At 65.9% G+C, this 19,212-nt stretch carries 17 protein-coding genes and 1 tRNA gene; 12 read left to right on the top strand and 6 right to left on the bottom strand.

Features of this window, described 5'->3' with window-relative positions:
* Positions 1-17: 17 nt before the first annotated feature.
* Positions 18-2,189 carry a S8 family serine peptidase gene (locus ACE3Q6_RS11955; protein WP_374432467.1) on the bottom strand — a complete coding sequence of 724 codons (2,172 nt, stop codon included), beginning with the start codon at positions 2,187-2,189 and terminating at the stop codon, positions 18-20.
* 173 nt (positions 2,190-2,362) lie between these two features.
* On the opposite strand from ACE3Q6_RS11955, the gene ACE3Q6_RS11960 reads away from it, so the two are divergent.
* Positions 2,363-2,439, top strand: a tRNA-Arg gene (locus ACE3Q6_RS11960).
* A 223-nt stretch (positions 2,440-2,662) separates the two neighbouring features.
* Positions 2,663-3,763, top strand: a complete 1,101-nt coding sequence (locus ACE3Q6_RS11965) for a hypothetical protein (RefSeq protein WP_374432468.1) — start codon at positions 2,663-2,665, stop codon at positions 3,761-3,763.
* Positions 3,764-3,852: 89 nt separating this feature from the next.
* On the opposite strand, the gene ACE3Q6_RS11970 is transcribed toward ACE3Q6_RS11965, so the two are convergent.
* Both ACE3Q6_RS11970 and ACE3Q6_RS11975 read right to left on the bottom strand, forming a co-directional pair.
* Complete coding sequence (locus ACE3Q6_RS11970) at positions 3,853-5,634, bottom strand: ABC transporter ATP-binding protein (RefSeq protein WP_374432469.1); 1,782 nt, start codon at positions 5,632-5,634, stop codon at positions 3,853-3,855.
* Between the two features lie 336 nt (positions 5,635-5,970).
* Complete coding sequence (locus ACE3Q6_RS11975) at positions 5,971-6,651, bottom strand: hypothetical protein (protein WP_374432470.1); 681 nt, start codon at positions 6,649-6,651, stop codon at positions 5,971-5,973.
* A gap of 154 nt (positions 6,652-6,805) precedes the next feature.
* On the opposite strand from ACE3Q6_RS11975, the gene ACE3Q6_RS11980 reads away from it, so the two are divergent.
* The 8 genes from ACE3Q6_RS11980 (at position 6,806) to ACE3Q6_RS12015 (ending at position 14,801) form a co-directional block, all read left to right on the top strand.
* Positions 6,806-7,537 carry a sulfotransferase gene (locus ACE3Q6_RS11980; RefSeq protein ID WP_374432471.1) on the top strand — a complete coding sequence of 244 codons (732 nt, stop codon included), beginning with the start codon at positions 6,806-6,808 and terminating at the stop codon, positions 7,535-7,537.
* Between the two features lie 128 nt (positions 7,538-7,665).
* Positions 7,666-8,688 (top strand): AbrB family transcriptional regulator, encoded by a 1,023-nt coding sequence (locus ACE3Q6_RS11985; RefSeq protein ID WP_374432472.1) that lies wholly within the window; start codon positions 7,666-7,668, stop codon positions 8,686-8,688.
* 91 nt (positions 8,689-8,779) lie between these two features.
* Complete coding sequence (locus tag ACE3Q6_RS11990; RefSeq protein ID WP_374432473.1) at positions 8,780-9,676, top strand: metal ABC transporter substrate-binding protein; 897 nt, start codon at positions 8,780-8,782, stop codon at positions 9,674-9,676.
* A 7-nt stretch (positions 9,677-9,683) separates the two neighbouring features.
* A complete protein-coding gene (locus tag ACE3Q6_RS11995; RefSeq protein ID WP_374432474.1) occupies positions 9,684-10,547 on the top strand; it encodes a manganese/iron ABC transporter ATP-binding protein in 864 nt (287 codons plus the stop codon).
* A 141-nt stretch (positions 10,548-10,688) separates the two neighbouring features.
* Positions 10,689-11,519: a metal ABC transporter permease gene (locus tag ACE3Q6_RS12000; RefSeq protein WP_374432476.1), complete on the top strand. Its 831-nt coding sequence runs from the start codon at positions 10,689-10,691 to the stop codon at positions 11,517-11,519.
* Complete coding sequence (locus ACE3Q6_RS12005; protein ID WP_374432477.1) at positions 11,516-12,337, top strand: metal ABC transporter permease; 822 nt, start codon at positions 11,516-11,518, stop codon at positions 12,335-12,337. The genes ACE3Q6_RS12000 and ACE3Q6_RS12005 overlap by 4 nt, the downstream gene beginning before the upstream one ends.
* Positions 12,338-12,399: 62 nt before the next feature.
* Positions 12,400-14,082, top strand: a complete 1,683-nt coding sequence (locus ACE3Q6_RS12010) for a glycosyltransferase family 4 protein (protein ID WP_374432478.1) — start codon at positions 12,400-12,402, stop codon at positions 14,080-14,082.
* Positions 14,079-14,801 carry an SDR family oxidoreductase gene (locus ACE3Q6_RS12015; RefSeq protein WP_374432479.1) on the top strand — a complete coding sequence of 241 codons (723 nt, stop codon included), beginning with the start codon at positions 14,079-14,081 and terminating at the stop codon, positions 14,799-14,801. Before ACE3Q6_RS12010 ends, ACE3Q6_RS12015 begins: the two co-directional genes overlap by 4 nt.
* Positions 14,802-14,828: 27 nt before the next feature.
* Here ACE3Q6_RS12015 and ACE3Q6_RS12020 read toward each other — a convergent pair whose 3' ends face one another.
* Positions 14,829-15,113, bottom strand: a complete 285-nt coding sequence (locus ACE3Q6_RS12020; RefSeq protein WP_374432480.1) for an ArsR/SmtB family transcription factor — start codon at positions 15,111-15,113, stop codon at positions 14,829-14,831.
* 200 nt (positions 15,114-15,313) lie between these two features.
* On the opposite strand from ACE3Q6_RS12020, the gene ACE3Q6_RS12025 reads away from it, so the two are divergent.
* Entirely contained in the window at positions 15,314-16,264 is a 951-nt protein-coding gene (locus tag ACE3Q6_RS12025) for a CehA/McbA family metallohydrolase (RefSeq protein ID WP_374432481.1), read from the top strand.
* A 91-nt stretch (positions 16,265-16,355) separates the two neighbouring features.
* Here the strand turns inward: ACE3Q6_RS12025 and ACE3Q6_RS12030 are convergent, their stop codons facing one another.
* Positions 16,356-16,511 carry a hypothetical protein gene (locus tag ACE3Q6_RS12030; RefSeq protein ID WP_374432482.1) on the bottom strand — a complete coding sequence of 52 codons (156 nt, stop codon included), beginning with the start codon at positions 16,509-16,511 and terminating at the stop codon, positions 16,356-16,358.
* Between the two features lie 232 nt (positions 16,512-16,743).
* Here ACE3Q6_RS12030 and ACE3Q6_RS12035 point away from each other — a divergent pair, with 232 nt between their 5' ends.
* Positions 16,744-17,379 (top strand): YdeI family protein, encoded by a 636-nt coding sequence (locus ACE3Q6_RS12035; protein ID WP_374432483.1) that lies wholly within the window; start codon positions 16,744-16,746, stop codon positions 17,377-17,379.
* 108 nt (positions 17,380-17,487) lie between these two features.
* Here the strand turns inward: ACE3Q6_RS12035 and hutU are convergent, their stop codons facing one another.
* Entirely contained in the window at positions 17,488-19,173 is a 1,686-nt protein-coding gene (gene hutU, locus ACE3Q6_RS12040) for a urocanate hydratase (protein WP_374432484.1), read from the bottom strand.
* Positions 19,174-19,212: the final 39 nt, after the last annotated feature.

Raw genomic sequence — 19,212 nt, forward strand, 5'->3', positions numbered from 1 at the left:
GCCGCCCGGCAGGCGGTTCAGAACGACCACTTCATCCCGATGACCGCGGCACTGTCGGTAAGGCCGGAAATGTTGCCATAGTTCTCGGCCCGCACCACTTCCATCAGGAATTCCGAGTTGTCGCTCATCGGCACGGCATAGCTGATCGACAGGTCGATCTGCCGCTCTTCCGGCGCAAGGTCGATGCCGACGGACCGGGTTTCCGACCCGCCGGAGGCGGGAAGCAGCATCTCGGCACCGCCCGAAGTCACGGCAATCGGCATGGACACCCCGACCGTCAGCTTGTCGCCCGACGCCAGCACGTCCCGACCGCCAAGGTCTAGCCGGATGGCATTGAACTGCGCCTGGCCCGCGCTGGTGATCGCGGTGGTGGCTCCAAGATCGGCGACGCCCATTTCGCCCGAAAGCGCGAAGAACCCGCCCTCGCCAGTGTCGGTCGACAGCGCCAGCGTAAGCGACGCCATCGAGGCGCCGCCCGAATTGCCGCTGCCGGAGAAGCCCATCAGGCTGCCCCCGTCGCGTGCCAGCTTGACGCCGACATCCACGGCGACATCGCCATCGCCCAGCCGCTGCGACAGCGCGATGCCATAATCCTCGGCCCCGCCCACTAGGACCGAGGCGCGGGCGCCGTCGGGGCCGTTCAGCTCCAGCGACTGGCCGGGATGGGCGGCGAAGGTGTCCGACAGCGGGTTGACCCGAGCCGTCCGCGCGCTGCGGAAGTCCTTGCCCAGGGACCGCGCGGCCAGGGTTTGCGCCAGATCGCTTGGCGCGGCGGCGGTGGCAAAGTTCTTCGCCGCGACCTCGAAATCGCCGCCAAGCGCGTCGGTTGCGGTCACGTCGATCCCCTCCAGCGCGCGCTGGACCGCATCACCCATCGCGCCCCCGGTCGAGAAGGCATAGTCCTGCGTCTTGACCGTCGCACCATCGTCCATCGCCAGGGTGGTCTGGCCGATGGGAAGAAGCGCGGCGCGGATGTCCAGGAAGCCGTGGCCGAACTCGTTCGAGAAGGTGTGGTTGAACACGCCGGCGCCGGGATCGAGGTCGGCCACGCCGGTCCCGGCATTCGCGAAGCCAGTGAAGGTGTTGTCGGCCGACGCCAGCAGGCGGGCCCGCAGTTGATGCGGGGTCAGATTGGGAAAAGCCTGGGCTAACAGGGCAAGAGCACCTGCGACCTGAGGCGCGGCAAATGAGGACCCCGTCTTCCCGCTATAGCCGCCACTTTCCGTCGCAGAAACCCAATAACCATCAGCCATGATGCACCAGGGTGCGGACTGGTAACATGGAGAGGATACAAGGCTTGCCACGGCAGTAACGCCGTTGTCATCGAACACCGGAATGGCGTTGCCGGCGGCGATCCATCCCCGTTCAAGATCCTCTTGTCCGTCAATCGCCGGCAGAGCATCCATGAGCCCGGCTATGCCTCTGTCTACGTTGTCGATAGCAAACACGACAACGCCGCCGGACCAACCCGGCGCACCAAGGGTGTAGGACCTCAGTTCTGAAAGCCATGCAGCTCCCACTGGATTGGCGAAAATCTCATTAAAGCTTTCGGGCGTGACTGGTAACGCAACCTTCGCCTGGTCAACAAAGCCCCAGGAATTGTTCTGCGCGACTGCCCTGCGGTTCCGGGCCTCGATGGCGGCAAGCCGAAGGTTGTCGTAGTTTGACGAGCCCCAGTCGCTCAGGATAAGGCCTGCTCCGGGTGCCACTCCGACCATCGTCTCGGAATTCCCCGCCGCGATCGAGGCGACGCGGGTGCCGTGGTCATCGACCACCGGATTGCCGGTCGTGGAAACGATCTTTCCGGCCAGTGCCTCATGGCCCTGGAGGAACCCGTCGTCCACCACCGCGATCACCTGGCCCTGGCCGGTCAGACCCACCGCATGGGCATAGTCGACGCGCGACGAGTGCAGCGGGTTGGCAAAGACGGTCCCGTTGAAGAAGGTGCCATTCTGAAACACGAACCGCGGGTTGTTCTCGCGGAAGTTGGCTGCGGCCTGCCGCCACTCATCGGTGATCGACTCCATGAAGTAGCTGCCGAAGATGCCGGAGCCACCGGGATTGGGGCTGATCGTGAAGAAGTCGTTGCCGTCTTCTCCGCCCCCGCAGGCGGCGAGCAGGGCCAGGCTGGACAGGGAAAGGAGGAGCGAAGACTTCCGGCGGGAAAGGCTTTGGGACAACGGGCGCACTTTGAACTCCTTTAAGCGACATGACTTTCACCACAGGACCGTTACCCTGCGATTCGGTCAACATCTTGCCCTGGCTGAGCTTTGGTCTCTTTTTTCCTCCGTTGCGGGTGGTGTTCCCGACCGTTCCGATAGCCATTGAAACCCCCGCTTCCTTCCGCTAAGGACAGGCGCAGGCACCCGTAGCTCAGCTGGATAGAGTGCTGCCCTCCGAAGGCAGAGGTCACAGGTTCGAATCCTGTCGGGTGCGCCAAACATGTGACCGACCGACCCCGCGTGTGGAACGGCTTTCCTAGTGTTTAGGTGGTGAAGAACCGACCTGGCCACGAAGAACCGACCTGGCCACGAAGAACCGACCTGGCCACGTAGAGTTCGGTTGCCTGTTGTTTGGTCTCATCATGCGCAAGTAGGCGCGTTTCACCAGTGCTCTGGATACCCAGCAGTCATGGCGGCCTTGGCCCTGTGGGCTGAATCGCGTGCTGCAGTTCCATTATGAACAGAAAGGCACGGAGAAGAAACGCGGGATGGGTCTGGTCGTAGCGAGCTTTCACAGAAGTGGCTCTTCATCGCTCATGCAGCATCTCAGCCAGTCCGGTTTGCACGCCGGTGACGAACTGATGAGCGGGAACAAATACAATCCGGACGGTTACTTCGAAGATTTGGCCCCTGTGCGGTTTCATGAAGCTGTCCTTAAGAAAGCGGGTCTGGACTGGACATCCATGACGGGGACCGAACTCGCCATGGGCAGAAAGCACCGCGCATTCATCAAGGATTACTGTGCGAAGCGCGCGGCCCGAACGCTGAACTGGGGATTCAAGGATCCCCGAGTTTGTCACTTCCTGCAGCACTGGCTGGGTATTGATCCCACCCTGAACGCTCTCATCCTTTATCGTTCGCCGGTAGAGAGTAGTTGGTCCTTATACAGAAGAGCCGCGCGCGAATTGGCGTTGGGATTGGAAGAGGATCTTAACTCCCGAATTCTGCGCCAGCCTGACCATGCGCTGGCGCTTTGGGTTGTCCACAATCGCAAGTTGCTGGATGCCCGGCGCAGGTTTCCCGACCGTTCCGTCGTCATCAGTCACGCCGGCTTCGCAGCCGGTTTCAATGTTGCCGCCGCAGTTCGGGACCGGTTTGGCATGGAACTCTTTCCGGCTGACGTTGAACAAACGTTCAAGCGGGAAATTGTTACGCAGACAGTAGAGCCCCTGCCAGTCTCTAACCGCGAGCTATGCGCGGAAGCGCTGGATATATGGAATCAGTTGCAGAGCATGGATCTGGCCAAGGACGCTCGCGGGGAGGCGCGCGACTCGGAGTTTCAGGATGATCCTTCGGGATTGCTGCTTCAGAATGATCTGCTTTCAAGTGCCACGCGCTACGCTCGTGAACATGTCCGGTCTATTGAGGCCGAGCTTCAGTCGGCGCGCTGTGCGGGCGGACTTCCAGATCCGACCACGAAGGCGAAGTTGATTGCCGCACGGACCGTTGCGCGAAAGCTTAAACGTTGGCCGTTCGCCTTGTTCTTTTCAAGAAGCCGAAAGTACAGCACGCTGATCGATGAGATCCTCGCTTCGGACTAGGTGGACTGTCAGCCTCTGCATCTCAGCCACCGGAACCGCTGTTAAGCCCGCTGCCCACGGCATGTCCGCAGTTCAATGACTAAAATGCATCACTGCCCCTGCTGATCCTCCGACGGATGCGCAAATTCCGACTTGAACAGCGCGGCAAAGCGGCTTGGCGCCGCCAGAAGATCGGCCAGCTTGCCCTGTTCCACAAGCCGCCCGTTCTCGATGTAGGCGATGTCGTCGGCCGCCATGACCGTGGACAGACGGTGCGCGATGATGATCGTCGTGCGGCCCTTCGTGGCCTCGGCGATGGCGTCGCGCACCAGGGCCTCGGACCGGTTGTCCAGCGCGCTTGTCGCTTCGTCCAGAAGAAGGATCGGGGCGTTCTTCAGGATGGCCCGCGCAAGCGACAGGCGCTGACGCTGGCCTCCGGACAGGAACACCCCGTTCTCGCCCACCTGCGTGTCGTACCCCCTGGGCAGCGCCATGATGAACTCGTGCGCCTGGGCCGCCTGCGCCGCCGCCTCCACCTCGGCATCCGTGGCCGTGCCGCGGCCCATCCGGATGTTCTCGCGCACCGAGTTGGAAAAGAGGAAGGTGTTCTGGCCCACATAGGCCGTCTGTTCCTGCAGGGAGCGGCGGGTGATCGACCGCAGATCGACGCCGTCGATCTCGACCTTGCCTTCGGATGGATCGTAAAGGCGCAGAAGAAGGCTCATGATGGTGGACTTGCCGCCGCCCGACGGCCCGACCAGTGCCGTCGTGCGTCCGGCGGGAAAGGTGATCGACAGGCCCGACAGGATCTCGCGCGTGCCGTCGTACGAGAAATGGACGTCCTTCAGCACGACTTCGCCGGCCTTCAGCGACAGATCGACCGCGTCCGCGGCGTCGGACATGGAATCCGGGCGGTCCAGGATGTCGAACATCATGCGCACGCCGACATAGGCGGCCTCGAGCGACACGCGCATCCGCGACAGGCGTTTGGCCGGTTCGTAGGCCATCAGCAGGGCCGTCACGAAAGCCATCAGCTCGCCGGGCGTAGCCGCTTCGCCGAAGCCCAGGCTCAGCCCGCTGACAAGGACGATGGTCGCGATCGCGCTTCCGGCCAGCGTATCCATCATCGGCGAGGTCACGCTCTCCAGCCGGATGATCGAGTTCGAGCGCCGCTCCACGTCGCGGACGGCGCGGTCCATGCGATTCTCCAGGATCTGTTCCAGCCCGAAGGCCCGCACGACACGCAGCCCGGCCGAGGTTTCCTGGATCACCTTCAGGATCTCGGTCAGGGACACCAGTTCCGCCGCCATGATCTTGCGGACCCGGCCCAGGACGGCCCGCACGCCCAGAAGCGCCAGAGGGCCGATCACCAGGAAGATCAGCGACAGCAAGGCATGCTGCCAGACCATCACCGTGATGAGCCCCAGCAAGGTCAGCGCATCGCGCACGAAGCCGGTGACGATGGTGTCCAGGACCATCCGCGCCGATTGGGCGCTTTGCGTCACCCGGATGAGGATGTCGGAAGATTCTGTCGTGTCGAACCATGCGGCTTCCTGCTGCAGGAGCTTGCGGTAGATCCTGCGCTGGATGTTCGCGACGACCCGGTTGCCGGCCCGGCTCAGGAAGACCTGCTGCACGTAGCCCGCTAGCCCCTTGGTCATGAAGATCAGCAGCACGGCGGCCGCGACCACGGCGGCGGGGTAGGCATGGGGCTCCTTGGACAGGACGTCGAAGATCGCACTCATGATCCACGCCGTCGCCGACGTGGTGACCGCCACCACGACCATCGCCAGGATCGCGATGATGTAGGGCTTCCGCTGGCCGGGGAAATTCTCCCGCACGACCCGCATGATGCCCGAAACCAGCGACGGGTTTTCGGCAGGCTTGGTCACTCGATGACCCTCATTCACATGTCGTCCGGGCCGCGCGAGGGCCTGAACAATCGGTCGTTCCGCACATCCCGGCAGGCTGCGCGCGCGGGTCTACCTCGATCAGCAAGGGCATGTTCATGCTGCTTCAGGCCGCCGCTGGCCGCCACCCGGCCCGCAGATCCGGCACGCTGTCGGCAGACTACCCGTGACGGTGCCTCTTGCCCGGCGGATAGGTGTTCGGATCAAGAGAACTCCTTCACGGGTACAGCAGGACCTGCGCTTCTACATGTGTCAGGCTGGCAGCGATTGCAAGGCGGTGCCAGCCGGAAGGCAAAAGCCCTCAGTCTGCGGCCTCTACTACCGAGAGTTAAGCCGCAAATCCAGACCCTCGAACAGGTCAGGCATACCGATCGCGCGTCCGAAAGCCGGCAGGATCGACCCGTCGGCGGCCATCGCCTCGTCGTAGTCGATGACCTGGGGAGACCCGATCATCGACCAGAAGCGCAGCAGGGCGCCTCTGTCGTAATACCAGCTGCCATCCGCACTATCACGATCCGCTAGCCCTCTCTGCCGCTCCCAAAGTCCGGTCTTGCGCAACTGGTCCTCGCGCGATCTGCGCCAGTCCTCTTCGCGCCGCAGGATCACGACCGGGACGATCCGGGCAAAATGCGCGCGGAAGAAAGCGCGGATTGCGAAGGCTTCCAGCGCCTCGCGCATCAGGCAGAACGCTTCGCTGCTGATGATCATGTCCCGGTCAGACCGCAAGGCCACGGCGACCTGTGCGCTTGCCTCGTCGAAATCCTTCAGGCTCTCCGGCCCTGCGGTTCCCAGCATCCGCGCGGCGCTGCAGACATTGGGACGCAGGAAGAGGTTGGCCAGGGCCCAGGCATTGGCTTCGGGCAGAAGGCGCCTTCCCCTCTCGTTCAGCCCTTCGGCGCGACGCGAGAGAGCCTCCTGGATCGACGTGCTCCCGGTCTTGTGGGTGCCTACGTGAAGCCAAAGCGTTCCCGAGGGGGCCGGCGTGGTGGTTCCCGTCATGATGCCTTGAACCTTCTACGGTCTGGCAATTGATCTCTCTAAAGATAAACACATTCATATACCGCGCGTCATGGCTTGGCGAATCGCTTTGCCCTGTCCACACACCAGGCTGCGCCGTCCAACTGGTGCGGCGCACCACCTCAGGATCATTCTCTTGGCAAAGGCCGACTTCCTCATCGTCGGAGCGCAGAAATGCGGGACGACGACCTTGCACCACCACCTGGTGACACACCCCGACCTCTTTCTGCCCGCCACCAAGGAAGTGCACTTCTTTGACGACGACAGCCGTGACTGGACCGCCCCCGACTACAGCGATTACGACGCCGTCTTTTCGGCAGCGGAGCCGGGGCAGCTTTGTGGAGAGATCACCCCGGCCTACATGCTCCATCGCCGGTTTCTGGAACGGATCAGGGTCTACAACCCGCAAATCCGGTTGATTGCCATCCTTCGTGATCCGATCCGGCGCGCATGGTCAAACTGGCGCATGGAGGTTTCGCGAGACGCCGAGGACCTGCCGTTCCCGCAGGCGATTCGGGAAGGACGCGAACGCAGGACCCGTGACTGGCGCGTCTACAGCTATGTCGAGCGGGGCTTTTACGCCGGCCAGATTGCCAACATGTTTGACCTCTTTCCGCGGGAAAATTGCCATTTCCTGCTGACCGATGATCTGGCGGTCCAACCGGGAAAGGCCGTGAACGATATCTGCGCCTTTCTGGGCTGTCGGCCCATGCAGAACATAGCGCCGGCCGTGATCCAGCCGATCAAGAGCCGGGATCTTGGGTCGATTTCTGCGCAGGATGCGAGCTATCTCGCAGGGCTTTATGCCGAGGATGTCCGCAAGACGGCCAGCCTGATCGGGCGCGATCTTGACGGGTGGCTCAGGTAGGGTGTCGGCCCCTCCGCGCGCGTGGCTGGCGGGCGGGGCATGACTGTGGTACGCGCTGCTTGCGCCATGCAGACCTCACGGCGCTTCGTCAAACGCCTCGCAATCGCAATGGACGGACCGTGCCGCCTTTGGCCCGAATAGCTGCAGGACTGGCTCTGGGGACGCTGGGCGGGGTCACGTTCTACCTGCTGTCGCTGCCCCTGCCGTGGATGCTGGGCGCGCTTTTCGTGACCATGGCCGCCTCGGTCGCCGGTCTGCCTGTTGCCGGACCGGTAAGGCTCCGTTCAACCATCGTCGCGGTCATCGGCGTGCTGCTCGGGTCGCGCTTCACGCCGGATGTCCTTGCCCAACTGGGCGAGATGCTCCTGACCTTGGTGATCCTGCTTGTCTACCTGGTCGCGGTGGCGGCGCTGGTGGTTCCCTTCTACCGCCATGTCGGGAGGCAGGACTGGACGACCGCCTACTTCGCCGGAATGCCCGGCGGGCTGACCGAGATGATCGAGTTCGGCGAAGCGCGCGGGGCCAACGTCCCGGCCATCGTCCTGGCCCACTCGCTGCGCATCGTCATCACCATCGCGTTGATGGCCTTCCTGTTCCGGATCGTGCTGGGACATGACGTCGGTGCGGCAGCCACGGTGCCGGGGCCGGCGCTCGGGCCCGCCGATGCCCTGATCCTGATCGGGTCGGCCGTGCTCGGGGCACTTCTGGGCATAAGGTTGCGACTGCCCGCGCCGACCTTCCTTGGTCCCCTGATCCTGTCGGCCGCGGTCCACATGGCCGGGATAACCGAAAGCGCGCCGCCCGCGCTTCTGGTCAATGCAGCGCAGGTGATGCTGGGCACGATCCTGGGCTGCCGCTTTCTGGGGATTGCTCCGGCAACCCTTGCCCGGGCGGGAATTCTCAGCCTTGGCGCCACCATCCTGACGCTGGGGCTTGCAGCTGCGGCGGGGCTTGCCATGGGCCGGGTGGCCGGCGTCGGGCTCGACCAGGCGCTTCTGGCGCTCGCTCCGGGCGGGCTGACCGAAATGGGCCTCATCGCGCTTGCCATCCACGCCGACGTGGCTTTCGTGGCGCTGCACCATGTGGCGCGGATCCTGGTGGTGCTGGTTCTCGCCCCGCTCGTCGCGCGATTCCTGCCCCCCTCCGGCTGACCCGTCGGCAACAGAGGGGCAGGGGGGACTTGTCTTCTTGCAAATGCTTCTCATTTACATTCTACTCTGTGACAAGGCTGATGGAGCTCCCATGCCGCTTTCCCGCCGTTTCCTTCTGCTTGCCACCCTCGCGACCGCGCTTCCCGTGACCGCTCAGGCGCAGGACCCGCTCAAGGTCGTGACCACCTTCACCGTGATCGCCGACATGGCCCGCAACGTGGCCGGAGAGGGGGTCGAGGTCGTCTCGATCACCAAGCCGGGGGCCGAGATCCACGGCTACGAGCCGACGCCGCAGGACATCGTCGGCGCCTCGGATGCCGACCTGATCCTGTGGAACGGGCTGAACCTGGAACGCTGGTTCGAACAGTTCCTTACGAACCTCGGCGACGTCCCCTCCGCCACCCTGACCGACGGGATCGAACCGATTTCGATCTCGGGCGGGGATTACGAGGGCAAGCCGAACCCCCACGCCTGGATGAGCGTCGACAACGCGCTGATCTACGTGGACAACATCCAGAAGGCGCTGTCCGAAGCCGATCCCGCCAACGCCGCCACCTATGCGGCCAATGCCGAGGCCTACAAGGCCCAGCTTCGCGCCGCGCTCGACCCGCTGAAAGCCCAGATCGCCGCCCTGCCGGAGGATCGCCGCTGGCTCGCCACCTGCGAGGGGGCCTTCAGCTACCTTGCCCGCGACCTCGGCCTTTCCGAACTCTATCTCTGGCCCATCAACGCCGACCAGCAAGGTACGCCCCGCCAGGTCCAGGCGATGATCGACGGCGTGCGCGAACATCAGATCCCGGCGGTCTTCTGCGAAAGCACCGTCTCCTCCGACCCCGCCGAACAGGTCGCCCGCGAAACCGGCGCGGCCTTCGGCGGTGTCCTCTACGTCGACAGCCTCTCCGCTGGCGACGGGCCGGTGCCGACCTATCTCGACCTCCTGAAGGTCACGACCGAAACCATCGCCAAGGGGCTGACCCCGGCGGACTGAGGGTGAAATGCGCGACGAAGGGCGAAGCGGGGCGGACAGCGAAGGCATCTTCGCCGAAGGGGTGACCGTCACCTACCGCAACGGGCTGACAGCCCTTACGGACGCCAGCTTCGCCATCCCCAGGGGCACCATCACCGCGCTTGTCGGCGTCAACGGCGCCGGCAAGTCGACGCTCTTCAAGGCGATCATGGGCTTCGTCCCCGTCGCCCGCGGTAGGATCCGCCTGCTCGGGATGCCGGTCCGCGAGGCACTCCGGCAGAACCTCGTCGCCTACGTCCCCCAGGCCGAGGAGGTGGACTGGTCCTTCCCGGTCCTCGTCGAGGACGTCGTCATGATGGGCCGTTACGGCCACATGGGATTCCTCCGCCGCCCCACCGCGATCGACCGCGCCAAGGTCGATCAGGCGCTTGCCCGCGTGGGCCTCCAGGACCTCCGCCACCGCCAGATCGGCGAACTCTCCGGCGGTCAGAAGAAACGCGTCTTCCTCGCCCGCGCGCTGGCCCAGGAGGGCCGGATCATCCTCCTGGACGAGCCCTTCACCGGCGTCGACGTGAAGACCGAAGAGCAGATCATCACCCTTCTCCGCACCCTGCGCGACGAGGGCCACGTGATGCTGGTCTCCACCCACAACCTTGGATCGGTCCCGGACTTCTGCGACCGGACCGTGCTGGTGAAAGGCACCGTCCTCGCCCACGGCCCCACGGAAACCACCTTCACCCGCGCCAACCTCGAACGGGCCTTCGGCGGCGTCCTTCGCCACTTCACCCTCGGCGGCACCGACCTGCACGAGGATGACGACAGCCGCGAGATCTCGATCCTCACCGACGACGAACGCCCCTTCGTCCAGTACGGCCGCAAGGGCGACAAATGACCCAGCCCTTTCATCTTTGCCCAAATATCCCCGCCGGAGGCCCTCCGAGGCCGCTTGCGTCCTTCACGCAAGAGGCCGAGACAAAAGCCTTGCGCGTCAGCGCTCAATTTGAAAACCGCCCCGACCCGCGCGAGGGCATCCATGCTTGAACCCTTCGCCTACAGCTACATGACCAACGCCATGTGGGTCTCGGCGCTCGTCGGCGGGGTCTGCGGGTTCCTCTCGGCCTACCTGATGCTCAAGGGCTGGTCGCTGATCGGCGACGCGCTCTCGCACTCCGTCGTGCCGGGAGTGGCGGGCGCCTACATCCTGGGCCTTCCCTTCGCGCTTGGCGCCTTCCTGTCGGGCGGCCTTGCCGCCGCCGCCATGCTGTTCTTGACGAACCGCACCGGCCTGAAGACGGACACCGTGATCGGCCTCATCTTCACCAGCTTCTTCGGCCTCGGGCTCTTCCTCATCTCGATCTACCCGACCTCCGTCTCGATCCAGACCATCACGATGGGCAACATCCTCGCCATATCGCCCGGTGACACGCTGCAGCTGATCCTGATCGGGGGCATCTCGGCCGCCGTCCTCCTTCTCCTCTGGAAGGACCTCATGGTCACCTTCTTCGACGAGGCCCATGCCCGCACCATCGGCCTGCGACCCGACCTTCTGAAACTCGTCTTCTTCACGCTCCTCTCCGCCTCGACTGTCGCCGCCATGCAGACCGTCGGCGCGTTCCTCGTCGTCGCGATGGTCGTGACGCCCGGCGCGACCGCCTATCTCCTGACCGACCGCTTTCCCCGCCTCCTGACCCTCGCCGCCGGGATCGGAGCCGCGACCGGCTTCGTCGGCGCCTATCTCAGCTACTTCCTCGACGGGGCCACCGGGGGCGTCATCGTCCTTCTCCAGACCGCGCTCTTCGCGCTGGCCTTCCTCTTCGCCCCGAAACACGGCCTCTTCGCCGCGAAACGAAGGGCACGCGCATGATCGAGACCCTGATCCAGCCCTTCCAGTTCCCGTTCATGCAGAACGCCTTCCTGATCGCGCTGATCGTGGCACCGCCCACGGCGCTCTTGTCCTGTTTCCTGGTCCTGAAGGGCTGGGCGCTGATGGGCGATGCCGTCTCTCACGCCGTCCTGCCGGGGATCGTGCTTGCCTACATGGCGGGCCTGCCGCTCCTGGTCGGAGCCTTCGCCGCCGGCCTCGGATCGGCGCTGTTGACCGGCTGGCTGGCAGACAACAGCCGCATCAAGCGCGACACCGTCATGGGTGTCGTCTTCTCGGCCATGTTCGCGGCGGGGATCGTCCTCATCACCGCCTTCCCGACGGATGTCCACCTCGACCACATCCTCTTCGGCAACATGCTCGGGGTAGGGGGCGCGGACCTGCTGACGGCCGCGCTCATCGCTGCTCCCGTCACCCTGGTCCTTGCGTTGAAATGGCGCGACCTGATGCTCCATGCCTTCGACCCGGCCCAGGCGCAGGTCTCGGGGCTGCGGACGAACCTGCTCCACTACGGTCTTCTCGCGATCCTGTCCCTGACCATCGTGGCCACGCTGTCCTCGGTGGGGCTGATCCTGGCCATCGGCCTTCTCATCGCGCCAGGGGCCATCGCCTTCCTCCTGGTGCGCAGCTTCGGAGCCATGCTGATCGTCGCGACCCTGATCTGCCTTTTCGCCATGATCGCCGGGATCTATGCCAGCTTCCATCTCGACAGCGCCCCGGCGCCCACGGTGATCCTGATCCTGACCGCTGTGTTCCTCGCCGCCTTCCTGCACCGGGTGCTGCAGACCCGCGCAGCGTGATCCCCTTGCGGGATGCCAGGCCAGCCTCTACCGAATAGGCGTCCCGCCCGGAAAAGGCCCGCATGCCCGCCACCAACGCCGCCATCTGGTACACGTCCGACGGATATGATCCGACCGTCCGCGGCATCAACGGCCGGCGCGTGGCAGGCGAGGGCTTCCTGCGCGGCTTCTTCGCCCATGCCGATGTCGATGAGTTCGTCTCGCTTGCCCATGCCCAGGCCGACCATGCCGCCTTCGCCCGCATCGCGGCGTCCGAGGGCGTGACGCGCCCTGTGCGGGCAGTGCGGCTCGACGCGCCGGCAGCCCTGTCCCCGGTCGAGATCGTGTCCTACCCCGCGCCGATCACTCCGACCGAATGCTGGCGCCGGGCCGCGCATGGGGCCGCCGCCTGGGCGCTTTGCGGCATCACCCACACCACCGCGACCCGCAATGTGATGCAGACTGTCTTCGACCTGCGCTCGGCGCCGCAGATGCCCTGGGATGCGGTGATCTGCACCTCCAGGGCCGTCCAGGCCTCGCTCCGCCGGTTGATGGAACTGGCCGAGGCCCATCTCGCGCGGCGCTTCCCCGGGGCAGAGCTGCCCGCCCGACCGCTGCTGCCGGTCATTCCGCTTGGAATCTCCTGCAAGGACTTCCAGCCCGACCGGGCCTTGGGGCAGGGGCTGCGCGATCGGGTCGGGGCAGGCGCGCGCGACGTGGTGGCCGTCACCATCGCCCGCCTTACGCCAGACGAAAAGTTCGACCCCCTGCCGCTGTTCCTCGCGCTCGAAGCCGCATCGGCCGAGGTCTCGGCGCAGGGCGGCGGCAAGCTGCACCTGGTCTTCTGCGGCCAGTTCAAGGAACCGCTCTGGGAAGCCGCCTTCGCCGAGGCCGCCGCCCGCATCATGCCCTCCTGCAGCTATCACCTCCTGGACGGCGGCGACCCGGTCGAGCGCAAGGCCACGCTCTCGGGCGGCGACATCTTCGTCTTCCCGATCGACAACCTGCAAGAGACGTTCGGCCTTGCCCCGATCGAGGCGATGGCCGCGGGCCTGCCGGTCGTCGTCTCGGATTGGGACGGGATGAAGGACACCGTCACGCCCGAGGTGGGCTTCCGCATCCCGACCGAACTGCCGCGCGCGGGCCTCTCGACCTATCTCAGCCAGCGCCACCTCGGCGGCACGGACAGCTATGTCCAGTACCTGGGCCAGGTCTCCGCCCTGACCCCCGTGGACCTTGGCGCGCTGAGCCGGGCGCTTGTGAAGCTGGCGCTGGACCCCGAGCTTCGGGCCCGGATGGGTGCGGCGGGCCGGGCAAGGGCGCGCCAGCATTACGACTGGTCGGCAGTGATCCCCGCGATGCAGGCGCTCTGGGCCGAGCAGGCCGCGATGCTCGCCCACGCCCGCGGGCGGGGTGGGGCCGCGCTTTCGCCCGTGCCGCCGGGCCGGGTCCCCGGCGGGCCCGCCCGGGACCCGATGTTTGCCGACTATCCCACCGCCTTCGCGCCCGCTGACCGCCGCCTCCGCGCCTCCGGCCGACCCGCCCCCGCTCCGGCCGAGATGTTTGCGCTGCGCAACTATTCCGTCCGCCGCCGCCTGGTCGACCGTCCCGACCGGATCGCTGCAATCCTCGCCGCCTATGCCGCCGCCGGTCCCCAGGGCGCGACCGAGGCCGAGATCGCCACCGCCAGCGAACTGCCGCCCGCCGTCGTGGGGCGCGCAGCACTCTGGCTTCTCAAATACGGATACCTGACAGAGGCCCCATGACCCGCTCCATCCTCATCACCGGCGCTGGCGCCGGCATCGGCCGTGCCACCGCCCGCCTTTTCCTGGCCGAGGGCTGGGACGTCACCCTTCTGGGACGCCGCCGCGAGACGCTGGAGGAAACCGCCGCCGGCCACAGCGCCCGGATCCTGACCGCCGACGTGGGCGAGCCGTCCGAGGTCGAAGCCGCCTTCGCCGGGCTCGACCGTCTGGACGTTCTCTTCAACAACGCCGGCATCTCGGCCCCCGCCGCGCCCATCGACGAGATCCCGGTCGAGACCTGGCTCGACGTCAGCCGCACCAACATCACCGGCATGTTCCTCTGCGCCCGCGCAGCCTTCGGCATCATGCGTCGGCAGAACCCGCGCGGCGGGCGGATCATCAACAACGGCTCGATCTCGGCCCATGTGCCCCGGCCTGGCTCGACCCCCTACACGATGTCGAAACACGCCGTCACCGGCCTGACCCGCACGCTTGGCCTCGACGGCCGTGCCTTCGACATCGCCTGCGCGCAGATCGACATCGGCAATGCCCTGACCGACATGGCCGCCAAGTTCACCAAGGGCGTGCCGCAAGCCAGCGGTGACATCCGGGTCGAACCGGTGATGGACGTGGACCACGTGGCCCGCATGGTCCTGCACATGGCCAGCCTGCCCTTGGAGGTGAACACACCCTTCGTGACGATCATGGCCCGCGACATGCCCTATATCGGACGGGGCTAGACCCCGCCCACCAGGACCGCGCGCGCCTCAGGCAGCCTCGGGGAAAAGCTCGGGCAGGATCCGCAGCAGCGCCATGACCCGTTCATCCCGGATCGCGTAGTAGATCGCCTTGCCGTCGCGCCGGGTGGCAACCAGTCCCTCCAGCCGCAACCGCGCCAGCTGCTGGCTGACCGCCGCCTGGCGCTGGCCAAGCAGCGTCTCGAGCTCGGTCACCGACTTCTCGCCGCCCGCGAGGTGATAAAGGATCATCAGCCGCCCCTCGTGGCTCAGCGCCTTCAGGAAGCCTGCCGCCGCCACGCTCTGATCCGCCATTCGGGCGGCAAGACCGCGCGTCTCGTCCTCCGTCGCCTTGAAAGAACCTTCGCCCGACGGAAGACGATCCAGTGACATGATACCCTCACACAACCAAACATTGCAGAAAGATAGCATCTTCGACCGGAAGTCACGACATTCCCTTGCCGAGTTTTGCGTCACCGGGCAAGGTTTCGCCGAACTGTTGCACGAGGATCAACATGCTGCGCCCTTCCGCCTTCACCGCGCCCGGACGTTTCTGGCGCGGCAACCTGCATACGCACTGCACCAACTCCGACGGCGTCCTCTCGGCGGAAGAGGTCTGCCGCCGCTACAAGGCCGAGGGCTACGACTTCCTTGCGATCACCGACCACTTCATCGGCATCTACGGCTATCCGATGACCGACACGCGCCCCTACCGCGACGCGGGCTTCACCACGCTCATCGGGGCCGAGCTTCATTCCGGTGCGCAATCGAACGGCGAACTCTGGCATATCCTGGCCGTGGGCCTGCCCGATGACTTCGCGCCGCCCACCACGACCAGCTTCATCGCAGAGCCCGGGCAAGAGACCGGCCCCGAGATCGCCGCACGCGCCGTCGCCGCCGGAGCCTTCGTTGCCATCGCGCACCCGCAATGGTCCGGCCTCACGCTTGCCGATGCCCGCTCCATCGAAGCCGCCCATGCCGTCGAGATCTACAACCACGGCTGCGCCGCGGGCTGCGACCGGCCGGACGGGGCGGGAATTGCCGATCTCCTCCTGACCGAAGGCCGCCGCCTCACGCTCATCGCCACCGACGACGCGCATTTCCACGAACCCGACCATTTCGGCGGCTGGGTCATGGTCAAGGCCACCGAGAACACGCCCGAAGCGCTGCTGGCCGCCCTGAAACGGGGGGATTTCTACGCCAGCCAGGGTCCGCAGATCCATGACGTCCGGATCGAGGGCGAGACGGCCTATGTGGAATGCTCTGCCGCCGCCTCGGTCGTGGCGCTTGGCTGGGGGACGGGGGCGCGGGGGGTGCATGGCCATTCCATGACCCGGGCCGAGGTGCCTTTGGACCGGCTGCTCGGCAGCCCCTGGGTCCGCATCTCGGTCATCGACGCCGCCGGTCGGCGGGCCTGGTCGAACCCGATCTGGCGCGAAGCGGGAAAGAACCCGCGCGTCGCCTGAAAACCGACGCCCCTGTCCCGGCGCAGCAGTAGGACAGGGGCATCTCCTTTCCCCGGGGGGGAGAGGTATCCGATCCGCCGGGACGGCGGTGTCAGACCAGACGGGTCTTGCGGGCGGCGAAGACCGGAACCGGCGGCTTGGCCGGACCCTGACGGTAAGCCTCGAGAGAGCTGATGCGCCGAAGCGTCGGATCCTCGCGCCACACTGCGCGGAAGCACCAGGACAGCATGTACTTGGAACGGGCCATCTTCTTCTCCCTAACTTGGTTCTGTTAACCTTTACACACGCCGAAGTTGTGCGCTCCGTGACCCCTTCCGGGGAAATCCGGGGAAAGATCGTGGCGCTGGCGTGGAATGACGCGGTTTGGCGAACGATGGGCTGCTAAACCGGGGGTTGTTGCGGCGGGAACCGCCCGATTCCCCTCCAAGGGCCTTGCGCCCCCGCCCCAGCCTGCCAGACTGGCCCGGCAGGAGGTCCAGATGCCTGACCGCGTGATGATCACCGACCCTGACATTTTCTTCGACAAGGGCTGCGGCCGCTGCGACCGCTTTGCCACCCCGGACTGCTCGACCCGTCTCTGGCTTCCGGGCCTTCTGACCCTGCGCCGCATCTGCCGCGGGGCGGGCCTGGTCGAGGTCGCCAAATGGGGCCATCCCTGCTATATGCACGCTGACCGCAACATTGCGCTCTTCGGAGCCTTCCGCGGCGACTTTCGCCTTACCTTCATGAATGCGGCCCTGATGCAGGACCCGGAGGGCATCCTGGAAAAGCAGGGACCGAACACCCGTCACGCCGACTGCATCCGCTTTACGGACACCGACGGGCCCGCGCGCCTGGAAACGGTCATTCGCGCCTATCTGACCCAGGCGATGCGCTATGCCGAACAGGGCCTCCTGCCGCCGAAAGAGACCGCCGAGGTCGACCTTCCCCCGGAACTGGTCGAAGTCCTCGACAGCGACCCCGACCTGGCCGAGGCTTTCGCCGCTCTGACGCCCGGCCGCCAGAAAAGCTGGGCGCTGTTTCTGAATGACGCCAAGACGTCCGCCACGCGGCTGTCGCGCATCGAAAAGGGCAGGGCAAAGATCCTGGCCGGCAAAGGCGCGACCGAGCGCTGAGGCTTTCTCCGCTGCGCTTGCCCGCGCTTCGAGCAGGACTTGACGCGGTCTCAGCCTGGCGCGGCCCGGTAGGGTGGGCGATGCGCCCACCCTACGTTCGCCAGTGCCTCAGTTCCCCAGGATCCCCGGCAGGCGCAGCCCGTGGTCCTTCGCGCATTGGATGGCCGTCTCATACCCCGCATCCGCATGCCGCCACACGCCCGAGGCGGGATCGTTCCACAACACCCGCTCCAGCCGTTTCGCCGCCTCTGGCGTCCCGTCCGCCAGGATCACCACGCCGGCGTGCTGGCTGAACCCCATGCCAACGCCGCCGCCATGATGGAGCGAAACCCAGGTCGCCCCCGAGGCGGTGTTGACCAGCGCATTCAGAAGCGGCCAGTCGCTGACCGCGTCCGACCCGTCCTTCATCGCCTCGGTCTCCCGGTTGGGCGAGGCGACCGACCCCGAGTCCAGATGATCCCGCCCGATCACGATCGGCGCCTTCAGCTCTCCGCTCGCCACCATCTCGTTGAACATCAGCCCCGCCCGATGCCGGTCGCCCAGGCCAATCCAGCAGATGCGCGCGGGCAGGCCCTGGAACGCGATCCGCTCCCCCGCCATGTCGAGCCAGCGGTGCAGGTGGGCGTTCTCCGGAAACAGCCGCTTCATCGCCGCGTCGGTCTTGCGGATATCCTCCGGATCGCCCGACAGGGCACACCAGCGGAACGGTCCGATCCCCTTGCAGAAGAGCGGCCGGATATAGGCCGGGACAAACCCAGGGAAGGCGAAGGCGTTCTCGAACCCCTCCTCCTTTGCCACCTGGCGGATGTTGTTGCCGTAGTCGAGCGTCGGGACCCCGGCATTCCAGAACCCCACCATCGCCTCGACATGCGCCCGCATCGAGGCCCTTGCCGCCGTCTCGACGGCCTTCGGGTCCGTCTCCTGCTTGGCCCGCCACTCCGCGACCGACCACCCAGAGGGGCAATACCCATGCAGCGGATCATGCGCCGAGGTCTGGTCGGTCACGATGTCGGGCCTGACACCCCCGGCCTTCATCCGGGCGAGCAGCTCCGGAAACACCTCCGCCGCGTTGCCCAGCAGGCCCACCGACTTCGCCTCGCCCTTCGCCGTCCATTCCGCGATGAGAGAGAGGGCCTCGTCCAGCGTCTTGGCCTTCGCGTCCAGATACCGGGTTCGAATACGGAAATCGATCCGCGTCTCGTCGACCTCAACCGCCAGACAGCAGGCCCCGGCCATCACCGCCGCCAGGGGCTGCGCGCCCCCCATTCCGCCCAGACCGCCCGTCAGGATCCAGCGACCCTTCAGGTCCCCGCCATAGTGCTGCCGCCCCGCCTCGGCGAAAGTCTCGTAGGTCCCCTGCACGATCCCTTGCGTGCCGATGTAGATCCAGGACCCCGCGGTCATCTGGCCGTACATCATCAGGCCCTTCTTATCCAACTCGTTGAAATGCGCCCAGGTCGCCCAGTGCGGCACGAGGTTCGAGTTCGCGATCAGCACCCGCGGCGCGTCGGTGTGAGTCCGCACGATGGCCACGGGCTTGCCCGACTGCACCACCAGCGTCTCGTCTGCCTCCAGGTCCTTCAGCCCCGCGACGATCCGGTCGAAATCCTCCCAGGTCCGCGCCGCCCGCCCGATCCCGCCATAGACCACCAACTCATGCGGGTTCTCGGCCACGTCGGGATGCAGGTTGTTCATCAGCATCCGCATTGCGGCCTCGCCGGCCCAGGTCTTGGCGGTCTTTTCGGGGCCAGTCGGCGGGTAGACGTCGCGGAGGTTGTGGCGGGGGTTCGTCATTCTTGGCTCCATCGCGGGGTGGGAGACCCCGGGGGCGCG

The sequence above is a fragment of the Tabrizicola sp. genome, from assembly GCF_041913445.1.
In the GTDB taxonomy this organism is placed as follows: domain Bacteria; phylum Pseudomonadota; class Alphaproteobacteria; order Rhodobacterales; family Rhodobacteraceae; genus Tabrizicola.

Excerpts from the sequence above, each read along its gene's own strand:
- ACE3Q6_RS11995 (WP_374432474.1), top strand. The coding sequence starts at position 9,684 with ATGCGCGACGAAGGGCGAAGCGGGGCGGACAGCGAAGGCATCTTCGCC.
- ACE3Q6_RS12030 (WP_374432482.1), bottom strand. The coding sequence starts at position 16,511 with ATGGCCCGTTCCAAGTACATGCTGTCCTGGTGCTTCCGCGCAGTGTGG.
- ACE3Q6_RS11975 (WP_374432470.1), bottom strand. The coding sequence starts at position 6,651 with ATGACGGGAACCACCACGCCGGCCCCCTCGGGAACGCTTTGGCTTCAC.
- ACE3Q6_RS12020 (WP_374432480.1), bottom strand. The coding sequence starts at position 15,113 with ATGGCGGATCAGAGCGTGGCGGCGGCAGGCTTCCTGAAGGCGCTGAGC.
- hutU (WP_374432484.1), bottom strand. The coding sequence starts at position 19,173 with ATGACGAACCCCCGCCACAACCTCCGCGACGTCTACCCGCCGACTGGC.
- ACE3Q6_RS12005 (WP_374432477.1), top strand. The coding sequence starts at position 11,516 with ATGATCGAGACCCTGATCCAGCCCTTCCAGTTCCCGTTCATGCAGAAC.
- ACE3Q6_RS12035 (WP_374432483.1), top strand. The coding sequence starts at position 16,744 with ATGCCTGACCGCGTGATGATCACCGACCCTGACATTTTCTTCGACAAG.
- ACE3Q6_RS12015 (WP_374432479.1), top strand. The coding sequence starts at position 14,079 with ATGACCCGCTCCATCCTCATCACCGGCGCTGGCGCCGGCATCGGCCGT.
- ACE3Q6_RS12000 (WP_374432476.1), top strand. The coding sequence starts at position 10,689 with ATGCTTGAACCCTTCGCCTACAGCTACATGACCAACGCCATGTGGGTC.
- ACE3Q6_RS12025 (WP_374432481.1), top strand. The coding sequence starts at position 15,314 with ATGCTGCGCCCTTCCGCCTTCACCGCGCCCGGACGTTTCTGGCGCGGC.
- ACE3Q6_RS11990 (WP_374432473.1), top strand. The coding sequence starts at position 8,780 with ATGCCGCTTTCCCGCCGTTTCCTTCTGCTTGCCACCCTCGCGACCGCG.
- ACE3Q6_RS12010 (WP_374432478.1), top strand. The coding sequence starts at position 12,400 with ATGCCCGCCACCAACGCCGCCATCTGGTACACGTCCGACGGATATGAT.